This window comes from bacterium (genome assembly GCA_021372535.1).
Taxonomy (GTDB): Bacteria; Latescibacterota; Latescibacteria; order Latescibacterales; family Latescibacteraceae; genus JAFGMP01.
Window position 1 is genome coordinate 1 of record JAJFUH010000039.1, and the last position, 15,794, is coordinate 15,794.

The 15,794-nt window shown below is 50.3% G+C and carries 12 protein-coding genes; 1 reads left to right on the forward strand and 11 read right to left on the reverse strand.

What is annotated here, in order from left to right:
- Positions 1-350: 350 nt before the first annotated feature.
- The 4 genes from LLG96_04120 to LLG96_04135 form a co-directional block, all read right to left on the reverse strand.
- Entirely contained in the window at positions 351-1,649 is a 1,299-nt protein-coding gene (locus LLG96_04120; protein MCE5249387.1) for a T9SS type A sorting domain-containing protein, read from the reverse strand.
- Between the two features lie 481 nt (positions 1,650-2,130).
- Entirely contained in the window at positions 2,131-3,747 is a 1,617-nt protein-coding gene (locus LLG96_04125) for a DUF362 domain-containing protein (GenBank protein ID MCE5249388.1), read from the reverse strand.
- A 139-nt stretch (positions 3,748-3,886) separates the two neighbouring features.
- Entirely contained in the window at positions 3,887-5,494 is a 1,608-nt protein-coding gene (locus LLG96_04130) for a DUF362 domain-containing protein (protein MCE5249389.1), read from the reverse strand.
- A 182-nt stretch (positions 5,495-5,676) separates the two neighbouring features.
- Positions 5,677-6,624, reverse strand: coding sequence for a cupin domain-containing protein (locus LLG96_04135; GenBank protein MCE5249390.1), 948 nt, complete (start codon positions 6,622-6,624; stop codon positions 5,677-5,679).
- Positions 6,625-6,884: 260 nt separating this feature from the next.
- Here LLG96_04135 and LLG96_04140 point away from each other — a divergent pair, with 260 nt between their 5' ends.
- The gene (locus LLG96_04140; GenBank protein ID MCE5249391.1) at positions 6,885-7,106 is read left to right on the forward strand and encodes a hypothetical protein; all 222 of its coding nucleotides are present in this window, start codon (positions 6,885-6,887) and stop codon (positions 7,104-7,106) included.
- A 197-nt stretch (positions 7,107-7,303) separates the two neighbouring features.
- Here LLG96_04140 and LLG96_04145 read toward each other — a convergent pair whose 3' ends face one another.
- The 7 genes from LLG96_04145 to LLG96_04175 all read right to left on the reverse strand — a co-directional run bounded on the left by LLG96_04145 (position 7,304) and on the right by LLG96_04175 (position 15,784).
- Complete coding sequence (locus LLG96_04145; GenBank protein MCE5249392.1) at positions 7,304-8,350, reverse strand: glycosyltransferase family 9 protein; 1,047 nt, start codon at positions 8,348-8,350, stop codon at positions 7,304-7,306.
- A gap of 15 nt (positions 8,351-8,365) precedes the next feature.
- Complete coding sequence (locus tag LLG96_04150) at positions 8,366-9,484, reverse strand: glycosyltransferase family 4 protein (GenBank protein MCE5249393.1); 1,119 nt, start codon at positions 9,482-9,484, stop codon at positions 8,366-8,368.
- Between the two features lie 167 nt (positions 9,485-9,651).
- A complete protein-coding gene (locus LLG96_04155; GenBank protein MCE5249394.1) occupies positions 9,652-10,194 on the reverse strand; it encodes an isoprenylcysteine carboxylmethyltransferase family protein in 543 nt (180 codons plus the stop codon).
- An 83-nt stretch (positions 10,195-10,277) separates the two neighbouring features.
- Positions 10,278-10,778 carry a hypothetical protein gene (locus tag LLG96_04160; protein MCE5249395.1) on the reverse strand — a complete coding sequence of 167 codons (501 nt, stop codon included), beginning with the start codon at positions 10,776-10,778 and terminating at the stop codon, positions 10,278-10,280.
- Between the two features lie 213 nt (positions 10,779-10,991).
- Positions 10,992-11,186 (reverse strand): hypothetical protein, encoded by a 195-nt coding sequence (locus LLG96_04165; GenBank protein ID MCE5249396.1) that lies wholly within the window; start codon positions 11,184-11,186, stop codon positions 10,992-10,994.
- Between the two features lie 171 nt (positions 11,187-11,357).
- Positions 11,358-12,680: a TolC family protein gene (locus LLG96_04170; protein MCE5249397.1), complete on the reverse strand. Its 1,323-nt coding sequence runs from the start codon at positions 12,678-12,680 to the stop codon at positions 11,358-11,360.
- 29 nt (positions 12,681-12,709) lie between these two features.
- Entirely contained in the window at positions 12,710-15,784 is a 3,075-nt protein-coding gene (locus tag LLG96_04175; GenBank protein ID MCE5249398.1) for an efflux RND transporter permease subunit, read from the reverse strand.
- Positions 15,785-15,794: the final 10 nt, after the last annotated feature.

Here is a 15,794-nt window from a genome sequence, read left to right on the forward strand (position 1 = left end):
GCAATGAAGAAGTGATACGCAACTATGTTGAAAAACAAGGTAAACAGTACAAACAAATCTATGATGCACAACTCTCATTTCTTGATGGCCTTGGGTGAGAGTTTGATACCTCGCAGCTCTGCTGCGGGGTAGTTCATTTGATCCGCACAAGGCACAAGGCATAAGGCATAAGGGGAAATACACGCAGAGCAATAATTCGGGGATCACTCCTGTGTCCCCTCTCTAAAGGTTAGAGAGGGGAATCAAAGGGGTGAGTTGGTGCAGTGTGGCGGGGTGCATTAAAAAACCCGCACAGCAGTTTGCCGTACGGGCTTTGTTTTTTCTTCCGACAGATCGTTATTACGGTGTTGTTACCGCACGAGTGTCATACGCTGCGATGCGGTGATCGCTCCTGCCTTTATGCTGACGATATACACACCGGAAGCCGACACAGCGCCACTTTCGTCTTTCCCGTCCCAGACCGTGGAGTGCGCGCCGGCGTTCATGCTTTGAGCGACGAGCGTCCGGACTTTCTGGCCTGCGAGATTGCGGATGTCGACAGTCACATATCCCTGTGCTGGCAGGGTGAAGCCGATGGTCGTCGAGGGATTGAACGGGTTCGGATACACGCCGGTGATGGTGATGAGCGTGGGAAGCTCATCCGGTGTATCGACCGCCGATATGGTGCCGCCGAACCGCGACACGCCGCCATCCGTAGCGAACCAGAGGGCGCCGTCAGGATCGAGCGCGATGGCGTTCACTTTGTTCGATGCGAGGCCGTCCGCGACTGTGTAGGTTTTCCAGCTCGTGCCGTCAAACCGCGATACTCCGTTGATCGTGCCGAACCACATGACGCCGTCCCTGTCCTGTGAGATGGCTTTGACGACATTGTCGGCGAGGCCGTCTTCGGTGGAATAGGTCGTCCAGTCCTTCTTTGTCTCATGCCCCTGGTGACGCGACACGCCCTTGTCGGTGCCGAACCACTGGTCGCCGTTCATCGCGATGTATGCGACATAGACTGTGTCGGACGGTATTCCGCTCCAGGCGATATCGTACGGCGATGCTGCGGTGATACCATCCACGCGCGACACGCCGCCGCCCTTGGTTCCGAGATATATCCAGCCGTCCTCGGCAGCGGCTATGGAGAGGACGGTGTTGTTCGAGAGCATGTCCTCGACCGTGTGGGTCGCCCATTCCTGGCCGGAGAACGTGGATACGCCCTTGTCGGTGCCGAACCATTTCACGTGGCCGGTATCGACAGCGGCCGAGTAGACTGTCAGCGATGCAAGCCCCGTGTTCTCAGGGGTATAGGGTGTCGCGACAGTTATGGCGTCAGGTTTCTCCACACCCATGACCGAAACGCCGCCGTTGGTTCCGACCCAGATTTCGGGGCCGTGCGAGGTTACCTCGTCGGCGATTACGTTGACGGTGTTATGGGCCAGCTTTAAATCGACCGTATATGTCGTCCATGTTAAACCGTCGAAACGGCAAAGACCGTTCACGGTGCCGAACCACCGGGCATTGGTGGCATCGATGCCTATAGCCCGGACCTCGTTAGCGGCGAGGCCGCTGTTGGCGGCTGTGTACGATGTCCATGTCTGTGCGCCGGAATACCCGGTAAAACAAGCCCCCATAAAAAGCAGAACCACCCATTGTGCTACTGACTTCATGGAAAAACTCCTTTTGCAGATAAATCGCCGATTGAGTTGTATTCGAACAGATAACATTGTTAACCGTTGTGACTCAAAGAGGGCTGTGAAAAAGCATATTTTTCACGAGCCCCGGGACGAAATGTGTTGTTTTGTTGCTGTCAAGGGCATGTAAATCGGCACTTCGTGCCGACCCTTGACAGCGTATATCACATAATATGGTGTTTATCACAACGCTTTTAAAAAAGATGCTGAAACACGTTCAGCATAACGGCGCTCATGTCACCCTGAATTTATTTCAGGGTCTATTGCACACTCTTATTACTTCATTGAACGCAACTATGCAAAGCTGTATGAATTATAGTTTATACCAGAGATTCTCTCTTTGCCGGGATTCACACGGGCGAATCGATGATCGGTCAAACGAAATTCCCGTAACTCAGCACGGCATCCTCCCGATGGAAGATGCCGCGCTCCGGAAAAGATATCCGGGTAATAAAATCTACTTCAGCAATACCATCCGCTTCGTTTCGGAGAAGCCACCGAACGTGAGACGGTATAAATATGTTCCCGATGCCCGCCTGGAGGTATTCCACACCGCCATGTGCGAACCGGCGGAACGGTAACCGTCCACAAGCACATCCACGAGCTGTCCCGAAGCGCTGTAGATTTCGAGACGGGTGTATCCGTAGGTCGGAAGCGAGAACTCGATCGATGTATTCGGATTGAACGGATTCGGGTAATTCTGGCTGAGAACGAACGCCTCGGGTTTTGTCTGCTCCTTGACACTTGTAATCGTGCCGTAATCATAGGGCTCGTTCAGTAAATGATAGTACGGTTCGTCCTGGCCGTTGTAATCCCTCGGGAGGTAGTACGTTTTAAGTGGCGTCCGTTCGAAATCGGTCAGAGGTGTCAGTACCGCTTCCCCGTTTTTCCACTCATAGACCGGGATGGCATGGGGATTGATCGTTTCGGAAAGGCCGCGCTCCATGGCTATGTGGAAAAGTCCCATATTTCCGGCTTCGTGACCTCCGAGCCAGTGGCCGATGATATCCGTGTAAAAGGGATTTTTTCCGAAAATGATGACGTTGGTCATATAATCCCATGCCTCGCCGTTTGGATTGTTTTCGTTCCCCTCCGGATTCGGGCCGAGCAGGAATCCGTTGCCGTCGCGGCCATAGATACCCTCGATAATGCACAATCCCGTATTGGTCACCGAATGGTTGTCGACCGTACGCTGAACCCATACTTCCATGCCGAGACCGCTGTTCCATGTCGTACCCGGTCTGTCCCAGCGCGGGATGCCGTCCGCAAGGTGACGTTCGAAGCTTGCGGTGATGTCGGACTTGGCATTCGGGTTTTTGTGGGTCAGTTGCAAAAGCCCGCTCATGGCACCGCAGAACCCGCAGTACCCGAGTGCAATACTTCCCTGATTGTTCTTGGCGGCGAGAGTCAGCCCCATGCCGTGGGATTTGAATTTTGAGATATTGAGGAGCCATGTGTCGGGCGCGTTTATCGGCCAGATATAGGGTATTTTCCTGAAAGCCATACCTTCGGGAGTATCGACCCACTGAAGGTAATCGGCCGAACTCGATGAACTCACGCCTCCCAGAAGATCGGCGCCGGTGCGTTCTGCCATCGCCGTGAAGCCCCGGGGCCCGAAATCTTCTGGGCAGTTTGCCTCGCGCATGTAAAACTGGCTTCCCGAGAAACCGAGTTCTTTCATGCTCTCGATGACACCTTCGACAAAATAGGGGTCGGTAATAATTCCCATTCCGTATTCAAGCGTATAATTCTTGTTGGAGGTGGAACTGCATGTCAGGTTTGGCTTGATTGCTATTTTATGGGTCAGCGGAATCCCGCCGTCCTCTTCCGCCTTCGGAACGATAACGCTTCGGCCGAAATCAAGACCGACTTTCAGTTTTGCTTCAGAGTTGGTCTTTACATCCACATCTGTCCGCATAATGAACACCGCTTCAGGATGGTTTTCGACGAAAGGGTGCAATCCGAAGAAACCCGCTGAATCCTGAGAGCGTTTTGCGAGTGTGCTGACAGTTCCGGTAAGACCAATTCCTCCGACTGCCGAGGCTGTTTTAATAAAATCTCTGCGACTGAACATTATCTCATCCTTCCTGCTGTAAATATAACGAATAATTATACAAAATATATGAAAACTTATCCAAGTAAACAACTGTTAAAGTGCAAAAAATAAGGTCAACTGCTGCCGGCCCTATGCCGGGAGCAGTTGACCTCCGGGATTACTTCAACAGCACCATCCGCTTCGTTTCGGAAAATCCCCCGAAAAGCAGCCGGTAAAAATAGGTTCCCGACGAGTAGTTGCCTGTATTCCAGACCGACATGTGCGAGCCGGCTTGATAGTAACCGTTCGCGAGAACATCCACAAGCTGCCCTGAAGTATTGTAAATCTCGAGACGGGCATATCCGTTTGAGGGCAGAACAAACTCGATGGATGTGTTCGGATTGAACGGGTTCGGATAGTTCTGGCCGAGAATGAACACTTCGGGTTTTCCGGGGGTTTTTACATCCGTTATCGTGCCATAATCGTACGGCTCGTTGACAAGGTGCCACTGGGGTTCGGTCTGGCCGTTGTAATCGCGCTGAATATAATATGTAAGGAGCGGGGTACGCTCGAAGTCGGTCAGCGGAGTGAGTTTTGCCGAGCCGTCCGGAGTCCACTCATAGACGGGAATCCGCATCGGATCGAGCACCTCGGCAAGACCGCGTTCGATCGCCATGTGGAAGAGGCCGAAATTGCCCGGTTCATGTCCTCCGAGCCAGTGGCCGATAATATCCGTGTAAAAGGGATTTTTACCGAAAATGACGATGTTGGTCATGTAATCGGTTGCCAGCCCCTGGGGATTCGGGCCTTCCACGAAGTTACCGTCACGGCCGTAAATACCCTCGATGATATGGATGCCCGGTTTGGTGACCGAATTGTTGTCGAGACAGCGGCTCGCCCATGTCTCCATCCCGAGGCCGGCGTTTGTGGAGTTCCCCGGCTTGTCCCACCGCGGAATACCGTCCGCGACATGACGGTTATAATTGTTTCTGATGTCGGTCTGCGCGTTTGGATTCCTGTGGCTGCTGCTCATGTCCATGCTGGAACCGAATGATGTGCAGTGCTCCTGGTAATTGTGAGCAATGGTTCCCTGGAGATTTTTAGCGCACAGGGTAAGACCCATGCCATGCGCCTTGAATTTCGCGACGTTGATGAGGAACGAATCGGGAGCGTTGATCGGCCAGAGATAGGGTATCCTCGTGAACCAAACCCCTTCCGGAACATCCATCCACTGGAGGTTGTTGGCGCTGATTTCGCCGACTTTTGCCTCAAGGTCCCTTACTTCTGCGCCCGTGCGTTTGCCCAGATCGATGTAGCCGCCTTCGGCAAAATCCTCGAAACAGTTGACTTCCCGGATAAAAAACTGACTACCCGAAAAGCCGAGCTCCTTCATGCTCTCGATAATACCCTCGACAAAAAAGGAGTCGGTCACAACGCCCATTGTTCCTTCGGTCGTGTAGCCTTTCATCCACTTGCCTCTGCAGGTGAGATTGGGCTTTATGGGAATATTGTATGTCAGAGGGATTCCGCCGTCACTTTCGCTTTTAGGGATTAACACACTCCTTCCGAAATCGACACCGGCAAGACGTTTTGCATCCGAGTTTGTTTTGGTATCGACAGTGGTCTTCATGATGAACACCGCTTCCGGATGAGATTCAATGAAGGGATGAACCCCGAAAAAACCGCTCGAATCCTGATACCGTGAATCGAGAGCATAGAGAGTACCGGTTAATCCAAGACCGCTCACTGCTGAAGCTGTTTTAAGAAAATCTCTGCGGCTGACCATGATTATCCCCAATCGTTTTCAGATAAACTTATTGCAGTCACCAGAATTAACCATCATTACTATCGGAGTAAAAACAAATCATGCTCCGATGAGGTTTTTTAAAACGCTGGTCACTCTATAAGACGATACATCCGCTCTATTGTTCCGTACTTTAAGAAGAATACTTAACAAGCGGGGGAAAATTACCGTTTTGTGAGATCATCACCGAGCGGGGTTCCGTCATATTTCCCTTTTTCCAGCGGCACCGCAATACTGAGAAGTTCCATGTCTTTACCGGAATTGTTATAAAGACCATGAGCCCCATGGAGGAGACATGTTGCGGCATCCCCGGCTTTGACATTGTATGTGGCATCGTCGACAGTCATCCGTCCCTCGCCCGACAGGATGTAATAGACCTCTTCCATGACCTCGTGGCGGTGATATCCGACCGAGTTTCCCGGCGGGAGGAGGTAGTGGTTGACAAATCCCCATTTTGTTCTGAAGCATTCGGTCGGCATGACAACCCGCCGGTACATATCCCCTTTGCCGTTGTAGAAGCTTGGAACCCGGTCGAGAAGCCGCTTGTCGAGCACAGTCCAGATGAACGGCGGCGGCGATTCCACGATTGCATCGGCGAGATCGTTCTGCTTGGCAAAATCGAGGGCATCGTAGGTACGGTTTTCATAACTGACGCCGATATTCATGAACTCCACCGGTTTGTCGGTGTGGTTATAGATGCCGTGTGACGATCCCATCTGGCAGGGCGCCATCCCCGGTGCGGGAATCGCGGCGGTTCTGCCGTTGACCGTGTATTGTGCGCAGCCATCCAGGATAATGTACATCTCCTCCATTCTACGGTGCACGTGTTCGCCGAGCCCGCTTTTGGGCATGAGGACGCCGCGGTGCAGGAACAGGAACTGCGTCTTGAACTTGTCACGGGGTGTCAGCTCCATATAACTGACCGTTCCGGCGCCGCCATGGGGGAATTGTGCCGACATGTATTTTGAGGGATCGTTACGGCCGAAAAGGGGATTGTTGTTGAATGCCGCATCCTCCGCGTGACAAAGAGATGGCATGTTTCCCTGAACAGCGCCCAGGCCGACCGCAGCCGAACCCGCGAGAAATGTCCGTCTCGAAATACTCCAATTCATGACGTCGCCTCCTGTATCGTTGTATGAAAGTGGGTTGTTGCTTTCAATATATAAAAAAACAGGATGAAACTCCGGTAATTTTTTTATTCATGAACCACCACAGGTATCGGCGATACTGTACTATGGAAAAATAAAGGTATGGAAAACGGTGAATGTTTACAGAAGCTTATGCTCCAATATCATGAAAGACAAGGCTCGCATGATATTTACATTTGACCTCATGGTGAATCGGCGTTATTTTATGATACGGGAGGAATAAATTGTCAGGTTCGGAATTCATCAAAATCGGGAAAAACATGTGCAGGGTGACGATTCGGTCAAAGTCGAAACGAGAACGCCTTGCGCGCATACCCGGAGTTCAGGTCAGCGGAACGAGGGTGATTTTCCCGGAGTGGATTTCCGGAAGTATCCGGAATATTCTTCATCCCTCTGCCAAAAATACCGGTCTTCTGCCCGAGCAGACCGATCTTTTCCGGAAGTAGGAAAGCGAAGCTCGTGATTAAGCCCGGACAGTAAAATCACTTCATCGCGTGATAATTTCATCCATCCCCGAATCGTTTTCGTGTCAGTTCCCCAATACACTGCATGGGATTTTCTTTTTCGGGCGAGAGGATTCATCCAATCCCCCCATCGATGCTGTCAAAGCGCCAATATATGATATAATAACCGGATTTTTCGGTCACAGCAGATCGAGCTCCGACAGCGAAGACATGCATGCCTTGAATATTTCGTGGGGCAATAGTTCGTTCATACAGGAGGTTGTCGCATAAGGGCAATGATTTTTATTACAGGGAGCGCATGACAGTTTCTTTCGGATTACCGGAAAACGACGAAGATCGGGAGGATTCCATTTTTTTTCATCCGATGCGCCGAACACGGTGAGTGTGGGAATATTCAGTGCGGTGGCAATATGTTTGGGACCGGTATCCCCGGTTATGAGAAAAGAAATTCCGGACAGCAGCGCGCCCAGTTCACCCAGACGGGTGGTCGGCTCACGGTAAAATATTCTGTTGACATACTGAGTACAGTTTTTAACTGAATAATATGTCGGGTAATCACCTTTTCCGAACAGAAACAGGATATTATATGATGTTGACTCCGCAAGCAAACTGGCGAGCTCCGAAAAAAAGTGAGCCGGATATTTTTTTGAAGGATATTTTGCGGACGCGAATATTCCGATATATTTTCGACGATTATCGATTGAGGTATAAAACGTATCGGCTGCTTTCAGATCATCGTTTGAAATCGTAATTTCCGGGAAATAATCATCGAACGAGTCAAGCCCGATAATATCGAGTTTCTTAAGGCATCGTATGGCGCTGTATGTTGCGCTCTTATCCTGAAGACGGTAATCGTAGAAGAAGTTTCTCTTCTTGTTGTTTCCAATTCTTACTTTGGACCGTGTCGATAATGCAATCATGAATGAAGTCGGATTGTTGATGTAATCGATAATGACATTATATCTTGAGAAAAAGGATTTGGTATAAAAAAACATCTTGTCGAAGAAAGTTCTTTTTAAAACAATTATTTTATGTAAATTCGGATCGTTTTTAATGATGTCGTATACATCGGGATATATTATGATATCAATTATCGCATCCGGATATAACCGCTTGATGTTTCTGAAAACGGGTGACAACAGGACAGTATCGCCTATCGGTTTCAGACGGATTATCAGGAACTTCGGTTTATCGATCGATTGCAGATATAACTTCAGTGATTGCATGGCAGTGCTTTTCAATTAAGAATGCAATACGTTATAATAGATGCTTTCTACGGCATCGACCCTGATTGAATTGCTCATGTGTGTCACGATGAATTCCCTCGCCCGTTGACCGAATGTCCGCGCGTCATCATGGTTCTCAAGCATATACGAGAGCGCCGCAGTCAATGCATCGGTATCTCCCGGCGGGATAACAAGACCGTTATACCCGTCGACGATCAGTTCCCCGTTACCCGCAACGTCCGTTGTAATCACGGGCAGCCCCATACAAGCCGCTTCCCTGAGCGATCCGGTCAGACCTTCATCCCGTATCCCCGGGAAAACATATACATCGAACGACGCCATACAGTTTGGGACGTCTTTCCTGAAACCCACCGGGAAAACACGGTTTCTCCGGGTAATTTCTGTTTCATACTTCATGAAATCTTTTTCAGAAACGCCGAGAAGAACCAGTGCAACATTTTCATATGTTCGGCAGAGATTCTCGAATGACCGGAGAAGATATCGAAGACCTTTACGGGGATGGGAATTTCCGACAAATCCGATGATTCTGATATCGTTGTCAAGCGCGAGTTCGTCACGGAGTGACGAGGATATTTCGGGATTGAAACGATCGGTGTCGACGCTGCCATATATGACAGCTATTTTATCGAGAGAAATATGCCCGGTTTTTACCATGACTTCTTTGACTGCCTGAGACACGGCAATTATTTTTTTCACTTTATGTGTCCGGTATTTCAGACTTTGAAAGAAATGCAGGGGTATGTTTACACCTCGGTTGGTGACAATGGGCATGTTCATTCCCAGAGTGGCGCATACAACGAGATCGACTGCGTTTCCTTTGTGTGCATGAATAATATCAAAATCATATTCACGGATAAGCCGCCGAAGCGAAAGAACGGCGGAAAGTGACCGGGTTGTGGGAGCGAGCCTGCCCATCTCAAGGAAACGAAGATCGATGCCCGTATTATCGAACACGGTGAAATCCTCTTCGATAAGCCCCTTTTTATTGTAAACGGCGCACACACGATGTCCCCTCCTGCTTAATTCCTTTGCGAGGTGAAACATCTGGATAGCCCCGCCGCTTCGTAATTTGTTCTGCACGATGATTTGCAGAATTTTCAGGGGATTTTTCATTATTGCCCGCTCCGGGAAATTAAAATGCGGCCAGTACACCGCGACACGACTGCATCCGTTTGTAGTGCGCTTGTTAACCATCCTGTCGATAGTCTACGATTGATTCTGGTGCGGATTATACCGGCCCGGGAATAATTCATCTTGTCCTCATTAAGTGTGTTGCCGGATCAGCCCGGCAAACCGTGACCGAAAATCGTTTTCACAATCAGAAAGACGAGAACCGATACAATACCGACAAGGGTTTTTCCCTCTTTGTTATTGAATGATTTCGCGCTTGACATTTCTCTCAGAATGAGCCGAAAATCGATTCTTTTCGGGAAAATACGCGGTACCGTCCGGAAATAATCGAGGTATACATCTCCATAATTACTGAGAAGAAACGCCTCCTCCCGTTTGATGACACTGCGATAGACCGGAATGAAAACAAGCACAAACAAAACGGAAAATAGAACATCGCGACCGATGATACAGAAACCTGCCCCCAGGAGAAAAGAACCGATATACAGGGGATTCCGGGAAAACGCATAAATGCCGTTACGGGAAACGACCCCCTTGTATTTTTTCAGCGTTCCGGCGCTGACAAACCGTATCGTCTCGCCGAACAGGACAACAACCGTTCCGATACAAAAACTTGTTGCAGTGGGATGAGCCCGAAACAGATAGATTATTGCCATGATATAGCCTATCGGACGCCGTATATTTTTTTTCATATTCATAATTCTTTTAACCATTTTCAGGGCGCCTGCGGAATGTGGAATCCGCAGACCGCAGGCGCCGTCTTAAGATTAATTGATCAGAAATACCAGTGAACGCCGACGCTTCCCCAAGCACCGAGATCGGTCGAGCCCGAATCGTCGATGCCGTCATAGCCTTGATCCATATATATCTGGAGGCCGGCTTTCGCGGAAATGCCAATATGGTCGGTTACCATCGTTTCCGGTTCGATGCCCAGCCTGACTGTGAAGTCCAGCTCTTTGTCGTAGGACTTTAAGCCGACCGTCGTCGTTTTGTTCGTGGGAATCAGGCCGAATCCTCCGAATGCATTGAAATTGGATTTGTCGTATTTCATGACCGGATACATGACATAAACCGCGACCTCGGCGTCTGTTTCCGTGTCGAGGTCGTCGTTTTCGGGAATAATGCTGTCGAATTTTCCGGTCAATTGAATACATACGGGGGCGGCGGGAAACTTGATACTGTACCCGTTATCCCAACCGATGCCGATTGTGTCCTGCGCATACACAGCCGGAACAAGGGTAAGGGCAACCAGTGCGACAAAAAATAACTTTTTCATGATCGACTCCTTTAGAATGAAATAATTTTTTATTCAGCCATCAGCAGTGTCCGGTTAAAATTGTAATAAAAGTTTGAAATATTTGGTAAATAGGGCTTTTACCGGACAGCGCTGTTCAGCCATAACCATTTTCACGTTCACTGGTAATTCACATCACCTCCCTTCATAAAGTGGCGACGAACCACGTTTCTCCGACGGTATGGTTATATGCTGTCAATCGTTCATGAACATGGCGACAAGAAAACCGATAAAGAATCCGCCAAAAACACCTATAATTGTAGCGAACAGAACATCCCCGGAACTTTTACCGACAAATCCGCCTGCCAGGCCGCCGGAAAGCATACCCGCAGCGAGGCAGTTTCTGAAGAGATTTCGTTTGAACCACCCTTTTTCTTCGACTTCCAGCATGTTGTCACCTCCTTTCCCTAAAAACGTATATAGAGAGAATAGACTATTCGTACATATTATACGAATGTTCGATTTTACGCAAAAAATTAAGTTCTTTTCGTCTCCGTTTTCTTATGATTCAAGCATTCGTATGGCAGTTTCACCATACAATGCGACCGGTGCTGCCGACGGTTACCGGACAGTATCGATTCGTCCGACCGTCAGCTCCCAGTCTGAATATGCCGCCATGTAATCGTACACTGCTGCATAGTAACCGATGACCGCCTGGTCGAAACCGAAACGGGCGTCCTTGAGCTGCAGTTGAGTCGTCAGTCCTTCACGGGTTGTCGTTTCCGCTATGATGAACGCCTTTTCCGCCGTGCTTCGGGTTACTTCGGCGGATTCCATCCGCAGTTTCGCTTCCCGCATGCGCAGGTAGATATTTTTCAGGTCGATCGATATGGTTTCACGGGTTTTTTCCATCTTTACGGTGGTTTTGTCAAGCTCCACCCGTGCTTTCTGAACATTAGCGTCGATTGCCCCGCCGGTGTACAGCGGAACCGAGAGCTTGACCCCGGCGAACAGGAACTTATTTTCCTCGGCGAGCTTGAATTCGTTGGACTGTCCCGAATAGGTATAGGCAATCGTGCCCGTCAATGTCGGCTTGTAGGCATCGTGGGCTGCGTTCATCGCGGTCTTGCGGAGCCGTCCCTCCCATACGAGCGCCTGAAAATCGGGCCGTGTACCCACCACGGCATCGACGGTGACACTGTCGGGCAGTTCCGGAATCTCATCAAGTTTGCCGGCGAGATCGATCTCCCGGTCGAGGTCTATTCCCGCGAGGTTTTTGAGTGTATAAAGGGCGAGACTCAGGTTGCGCTCGGCTTTCAGGGTTTCGGGGACAGCGTTTCTCCAGCGGGTCTCGGCCAGAAGGAGCTCCAGCTGCGAAACCTGCCCGTTATCGTATTTGAGCTTCATATCGCTATAGTTATCGTGGGCGTTTATCTCCGAAGCCCGCGATACTTCCACGACTTTTTCGATGAGGAGACACTGGTAGAACAGCTTTTTCGCCCCGGCCATCACATTCTGAATGGAGGCTTCATACACGAAATCGGTCACATTCCGGTACTGGTCAGCCGCTTCTATCGCCTTTCCCACTATGGGACTGTACAAGGTCTGCTGCAGAGCGACCGAGGCGCTGTACTCGTTGTCTCTTTTGAAGGGCGCCTTGGCGACTCCCGATGCATCGGGCATCAGCGCGGACTTGTCGAAATACATATAGTAATCGGTAAAGTTGTAATTGTACCCCGTTTCGATTCCCACTTTTGGCAGGGCGGCCGATACAGCTTCCTTTTTCTCGAATGTCGCCATCTCCCTGTCTTTTGCTGCCAGCTTCAGGTCCTTGTTATGGTTCCTGACCGCTTCGAGATAGCCCTCCAGGCTGTAGGTTTCAGCCATGACCACCCGCCCCGTAGTCACGAGCATGAGCACCAGAAATAGTATATTTTTTTTCATTACATCGCTCCCGATTATTATATGTACCTTTATGGTTTAATCCGCTTTTTTCGTGATATCATGTTGTACACCACAGGGATGAAAAACAACGACAACATGGTCGAGACAATCAGTCCCCCGATCGACACGACGCCCATCGGCTGCCGCATCTCCTTGCCCGATGAGCCTATGCCGAGAGCCATCGGCAGCATGCCGAGAATAATGGCGATATTGGACATGAGAATCGGTTTGAGCTTGGTCGGGCAGGCTTCCAGCAGGGCGGCGCCGATGCTCATGTTCCGCTCCCGCACGAGGGTATTGGTGTAATCGAGCTGGAGAATGGCATTGTTGACCACGATTCCGATGAGCATGACAATCGAGAGCATGGATATGATATTCATGGAAATCCCTGTGAGCACGATGCTCCAGATGACGCCGATCATTCCCAGGGGAACCGTCAGAAGAATAATCGCCGGCTGGGTCATATTCTCGAGGATCGCAGCGAGAAGCATATAGGTCAGAACGACAGCGATAATGAAAGCCATGGCGATTCCACGAGTTGTTTTATCCATCTCTTTTACTATTAATCCCCAGTCCAGTTCATATCCGGGCGGCAACTGTTGTGCTTCCGTGACCCGCTGGATTTCGTTTTTGATGTCGCCCATGGCGTAACCTCCGGCGATATCGACACCGAACTTGATTTCCTTGGATCGGTTTTTGTGCATGATCTTGTCATATCCCTCGGAAAAAGTTATATCGGCGAGCTGGGAAAGCCGGTATGTTCCCGAATGTCCGATTATGGGCATGTTTCCGATCTTTTCGGGACTGTCCACCGTCTCCCTGCTCATCTTGACACGAATATCATATTCCTCTCCGCGATCTTTGTAGTGGGTGTATACGAGCCCGTCGATTCCGCCTCTGACCGCCAGTGCGATATCGGTTGTGGTCAAACCGGCATCGGCAAGTTTCTCGCGGTAGGGGGCAATGGATATTTCCGGTTTTCCCGACCGCGAGCTTGTGGTGAGATTGATCAGTCCGGGTATTTTCCTGTAACTGTCTGCCAGTTTGTCGCTGACAATCATCAGGGAATCGATATCATTTCCCAGCAGATCGAACTCGAGGTCCTGCCTGCCGCTTGTTATCGAAAAAACCGAGGAGACCCGAATATCCGCATTCGGAATATCCATCAGCTCGCGTGTCATAATTCCGACAAGGCTCTGGGTTGAGATTTTCCGCATGGTCTGGCCGACAAGCTTCACATTCATGGCAGCGAGATTGATTCCTGTGTTCGTTTCCCCCTGAGTTCCGAGCGTTGTCCATGTATGCGATACTTCCGGATGATGATGGACACGTTCGCCGATTGTCTCCATGACCCGGGCGGTTTCATCGAGCGTGGAACCGCTCGGTAGTTCCACCATGATGCTGATCCTGCCCTCGTCCATCGGTGGAACGAAACTGATGCTGATGGTCTTTGCGGCTTTCAGGCTGAATGCGAGCAGCGCGACGGTTATCACGACTATTATAAGTCCGCGTAACCTGCTTTTAAACACCCACGAAAGGATAGCACGATAAACATTTTCCCACGACCGGAAGACACCTTCGAGCCATTTCCCGATAGGATGTTTTTTGGTGTCGTGATCCGGGAGGATGAGCGACGCGAGCATGGGAGTCAGCGTGAAGGACATGATCAGCGAGAATATCGTCGCGAACACGACAGTGAGGCTGAACTGCTTGAAAAGCCGGCCCGCGATCCCCGGTATGGTCGCAATTGGAAGAAACACAATCAGATTCGTCAGCGTGGATGCAAGAACTGCGATGGCGATCTCTGATGTACCCTTCGAGGCACTCTCGATTCTGTCATGCCCGAGAGACTTATGCCGGAAGATATTCTCGAGCACAACAATGGAATTTGTGACGAGGACGCCCACCGCGGTGGAGAGACCCATAAGACTCATGATGTTCAGCGTGAATCCCGATATTCTCATGAAAAGAAACGTCGAAATAATAGACATCGGCATGGAAAGCGCCACGATGATCGTCGACTTGTAATCGTGGAGAAATAACAAGATTAGAAAGGCTGTCAGAATGATACCGGCAAGTATGTTCGAGACCGTATCGCTCACCGCTCCACGGGTGAATGTCGAGCTTTCGTTGACAATATTGAGCCTGCACCCTTCGGGCAGAGTTTTTTCGATTCCCGGAAGCGCCTCGATGATGGCGTCATAAATACGGACAGCGTTGCTTCCCGAGCTTTTCATGATGCTCAGCTGGATGACATTGTCATCGCCGCGCCCCGCGATCCTGTCGTAAAAGGTCGTGCGTTCGCGTACCTCTGCTCCGGTGTCGCTGATATTAGTAATGTCACCGAGCTTCTTAATCCCATGGGATGTGGGTATCTCGATGTTCCGTATGGTCTCTATGTCCCCGAATTCGCCCTTGAGCCGGACCGAATACTCCCGGTTGCGGCGCTCGATGTTTCCGCCGGGCATGTCGATGTTCTGGGCTGCGAGCACGCCCGCAATCTGCTGGAGCGTGACCGATTGCTGAAGAACAGTCTTGCTGTCCGCTGTCACGGTGATTTCGCGTTCCTGTCCGCCGGTAAGGTTGACGGTTGCCACGCCGCTGATCTGGGCGAACCGGCTTTTAAGATCCTTGTCGGCAAGATCGTAAAGATCGATTATGGGAACGGGACCGGAGAGGATAATATCCACTACCGGCAGCACCGTCGGATCGTAGCGCTGGACGAGGGGTATCTCTGCATCAGTGGGAAGATCGTTCAGAATTCCGTCGACCTTGTCCTTGACCTCCTGCAGCGCGATATACACATCCTTGTTCAGGTCAAAGTTGATCAATATGTACGAAACATTTTCCATGGAATAAGATTGAGTGAAGTCGATTTCGCTTACGGACGATATTGCGTCCTCGATTTTTTTTGATACCTGAACCTCGACTTCCTGCGGGCCGGCACCCGGGTACACCGTTTGCACCGTGATGATCGGCATGGCTATCTCGGGCGTCAGCTCGAGGTTCAGGTTTTTATAGGACAATACCCCGAAAAATACGAACACAAGCAGTATCATGCTCATCATGATGGGGCGTTTAATGGATATATCGGAAAGAAACATCGAGTTTTCC

Bases quoted from the DNA above. Each gene is read 5' to 3' on its own strand.
- LLG96_04120 (MCE5249387.1), bottom strand. From the start codon at position 1,649: ATGAAGTCAGTAGCACAATGGGTGGTTCTGCTTTTTATGGGGGCTTGT.
- LLG96_04125 (MCE5249388.1), bottom strand. From the start codon at position 3,747: ATGTTCAGTCGCAGAGATTTTATTAAAACAGCCTCGGCAGTCGGAGGA.
- LLG96_04130 (MCE5249389.1), bottom strand. From the start codon at position 5,494: ATGGTCAGCCGCAGAGATTTTCTTAAAACAGCTTCAGCAGTGAGCGGT.
- LLG96_04135 (MCE5249390.1), bottom strand. From the start codon at position 6,624: ATGAATTGGAGTATTTCGAGACGGACATTTCTCGCGGGTTCGGCTGCG.
- LLG96_04145 (MCE5249392.1), bottom strand. From the start codon at position 8,350: ATGCAATCACTGAAGTTATATCTGCAATCGATCGATAAACCGAAGTTC.
- LLG96_04150 (MCE5249393.1), bottom strand. From the start codon at position 9,484: ATGAAAAATCCCCTGAAAATTCTGCAAATCATCGTGCAGAACAAATTA.
- LLG96_04155 (MCE5249394.1), bottom strand. From the start codon at position 10,194: ATGAAAAAAAATATACGGCGTCCGATAGGCTATATCATGGCAATAATC.
- LLG96_04160 (MCE5249395.1), bottom strand. From the start codon at position 10,778: ATGAAAAAGTTATTTTTTGTCGCACTGGTTGCCCTTACCCTTGTTCCG.
- LLG96_04165 (MCE5249396.1), bottom strand. From the start codon at position 11,186: ATGCTGGAAGTCGAAGAAAAAGGGTGGTTCAAACGAAATCTCTTCAGA.
- LLG96_04170 (MCE5249397.1), bottom strand. From the start codon at position 12,680: ATGAAAAAAAATATACTATTTCTGGTGCTCATGCTCGTGACTACGGGG.
- LLG96_04175 (MCE5249398.1), bottom strand. From the start codon at position 15,784: ATGTTTCTTTCCGATATATCCATTAAACGCCCCATCATGATGAGCATG.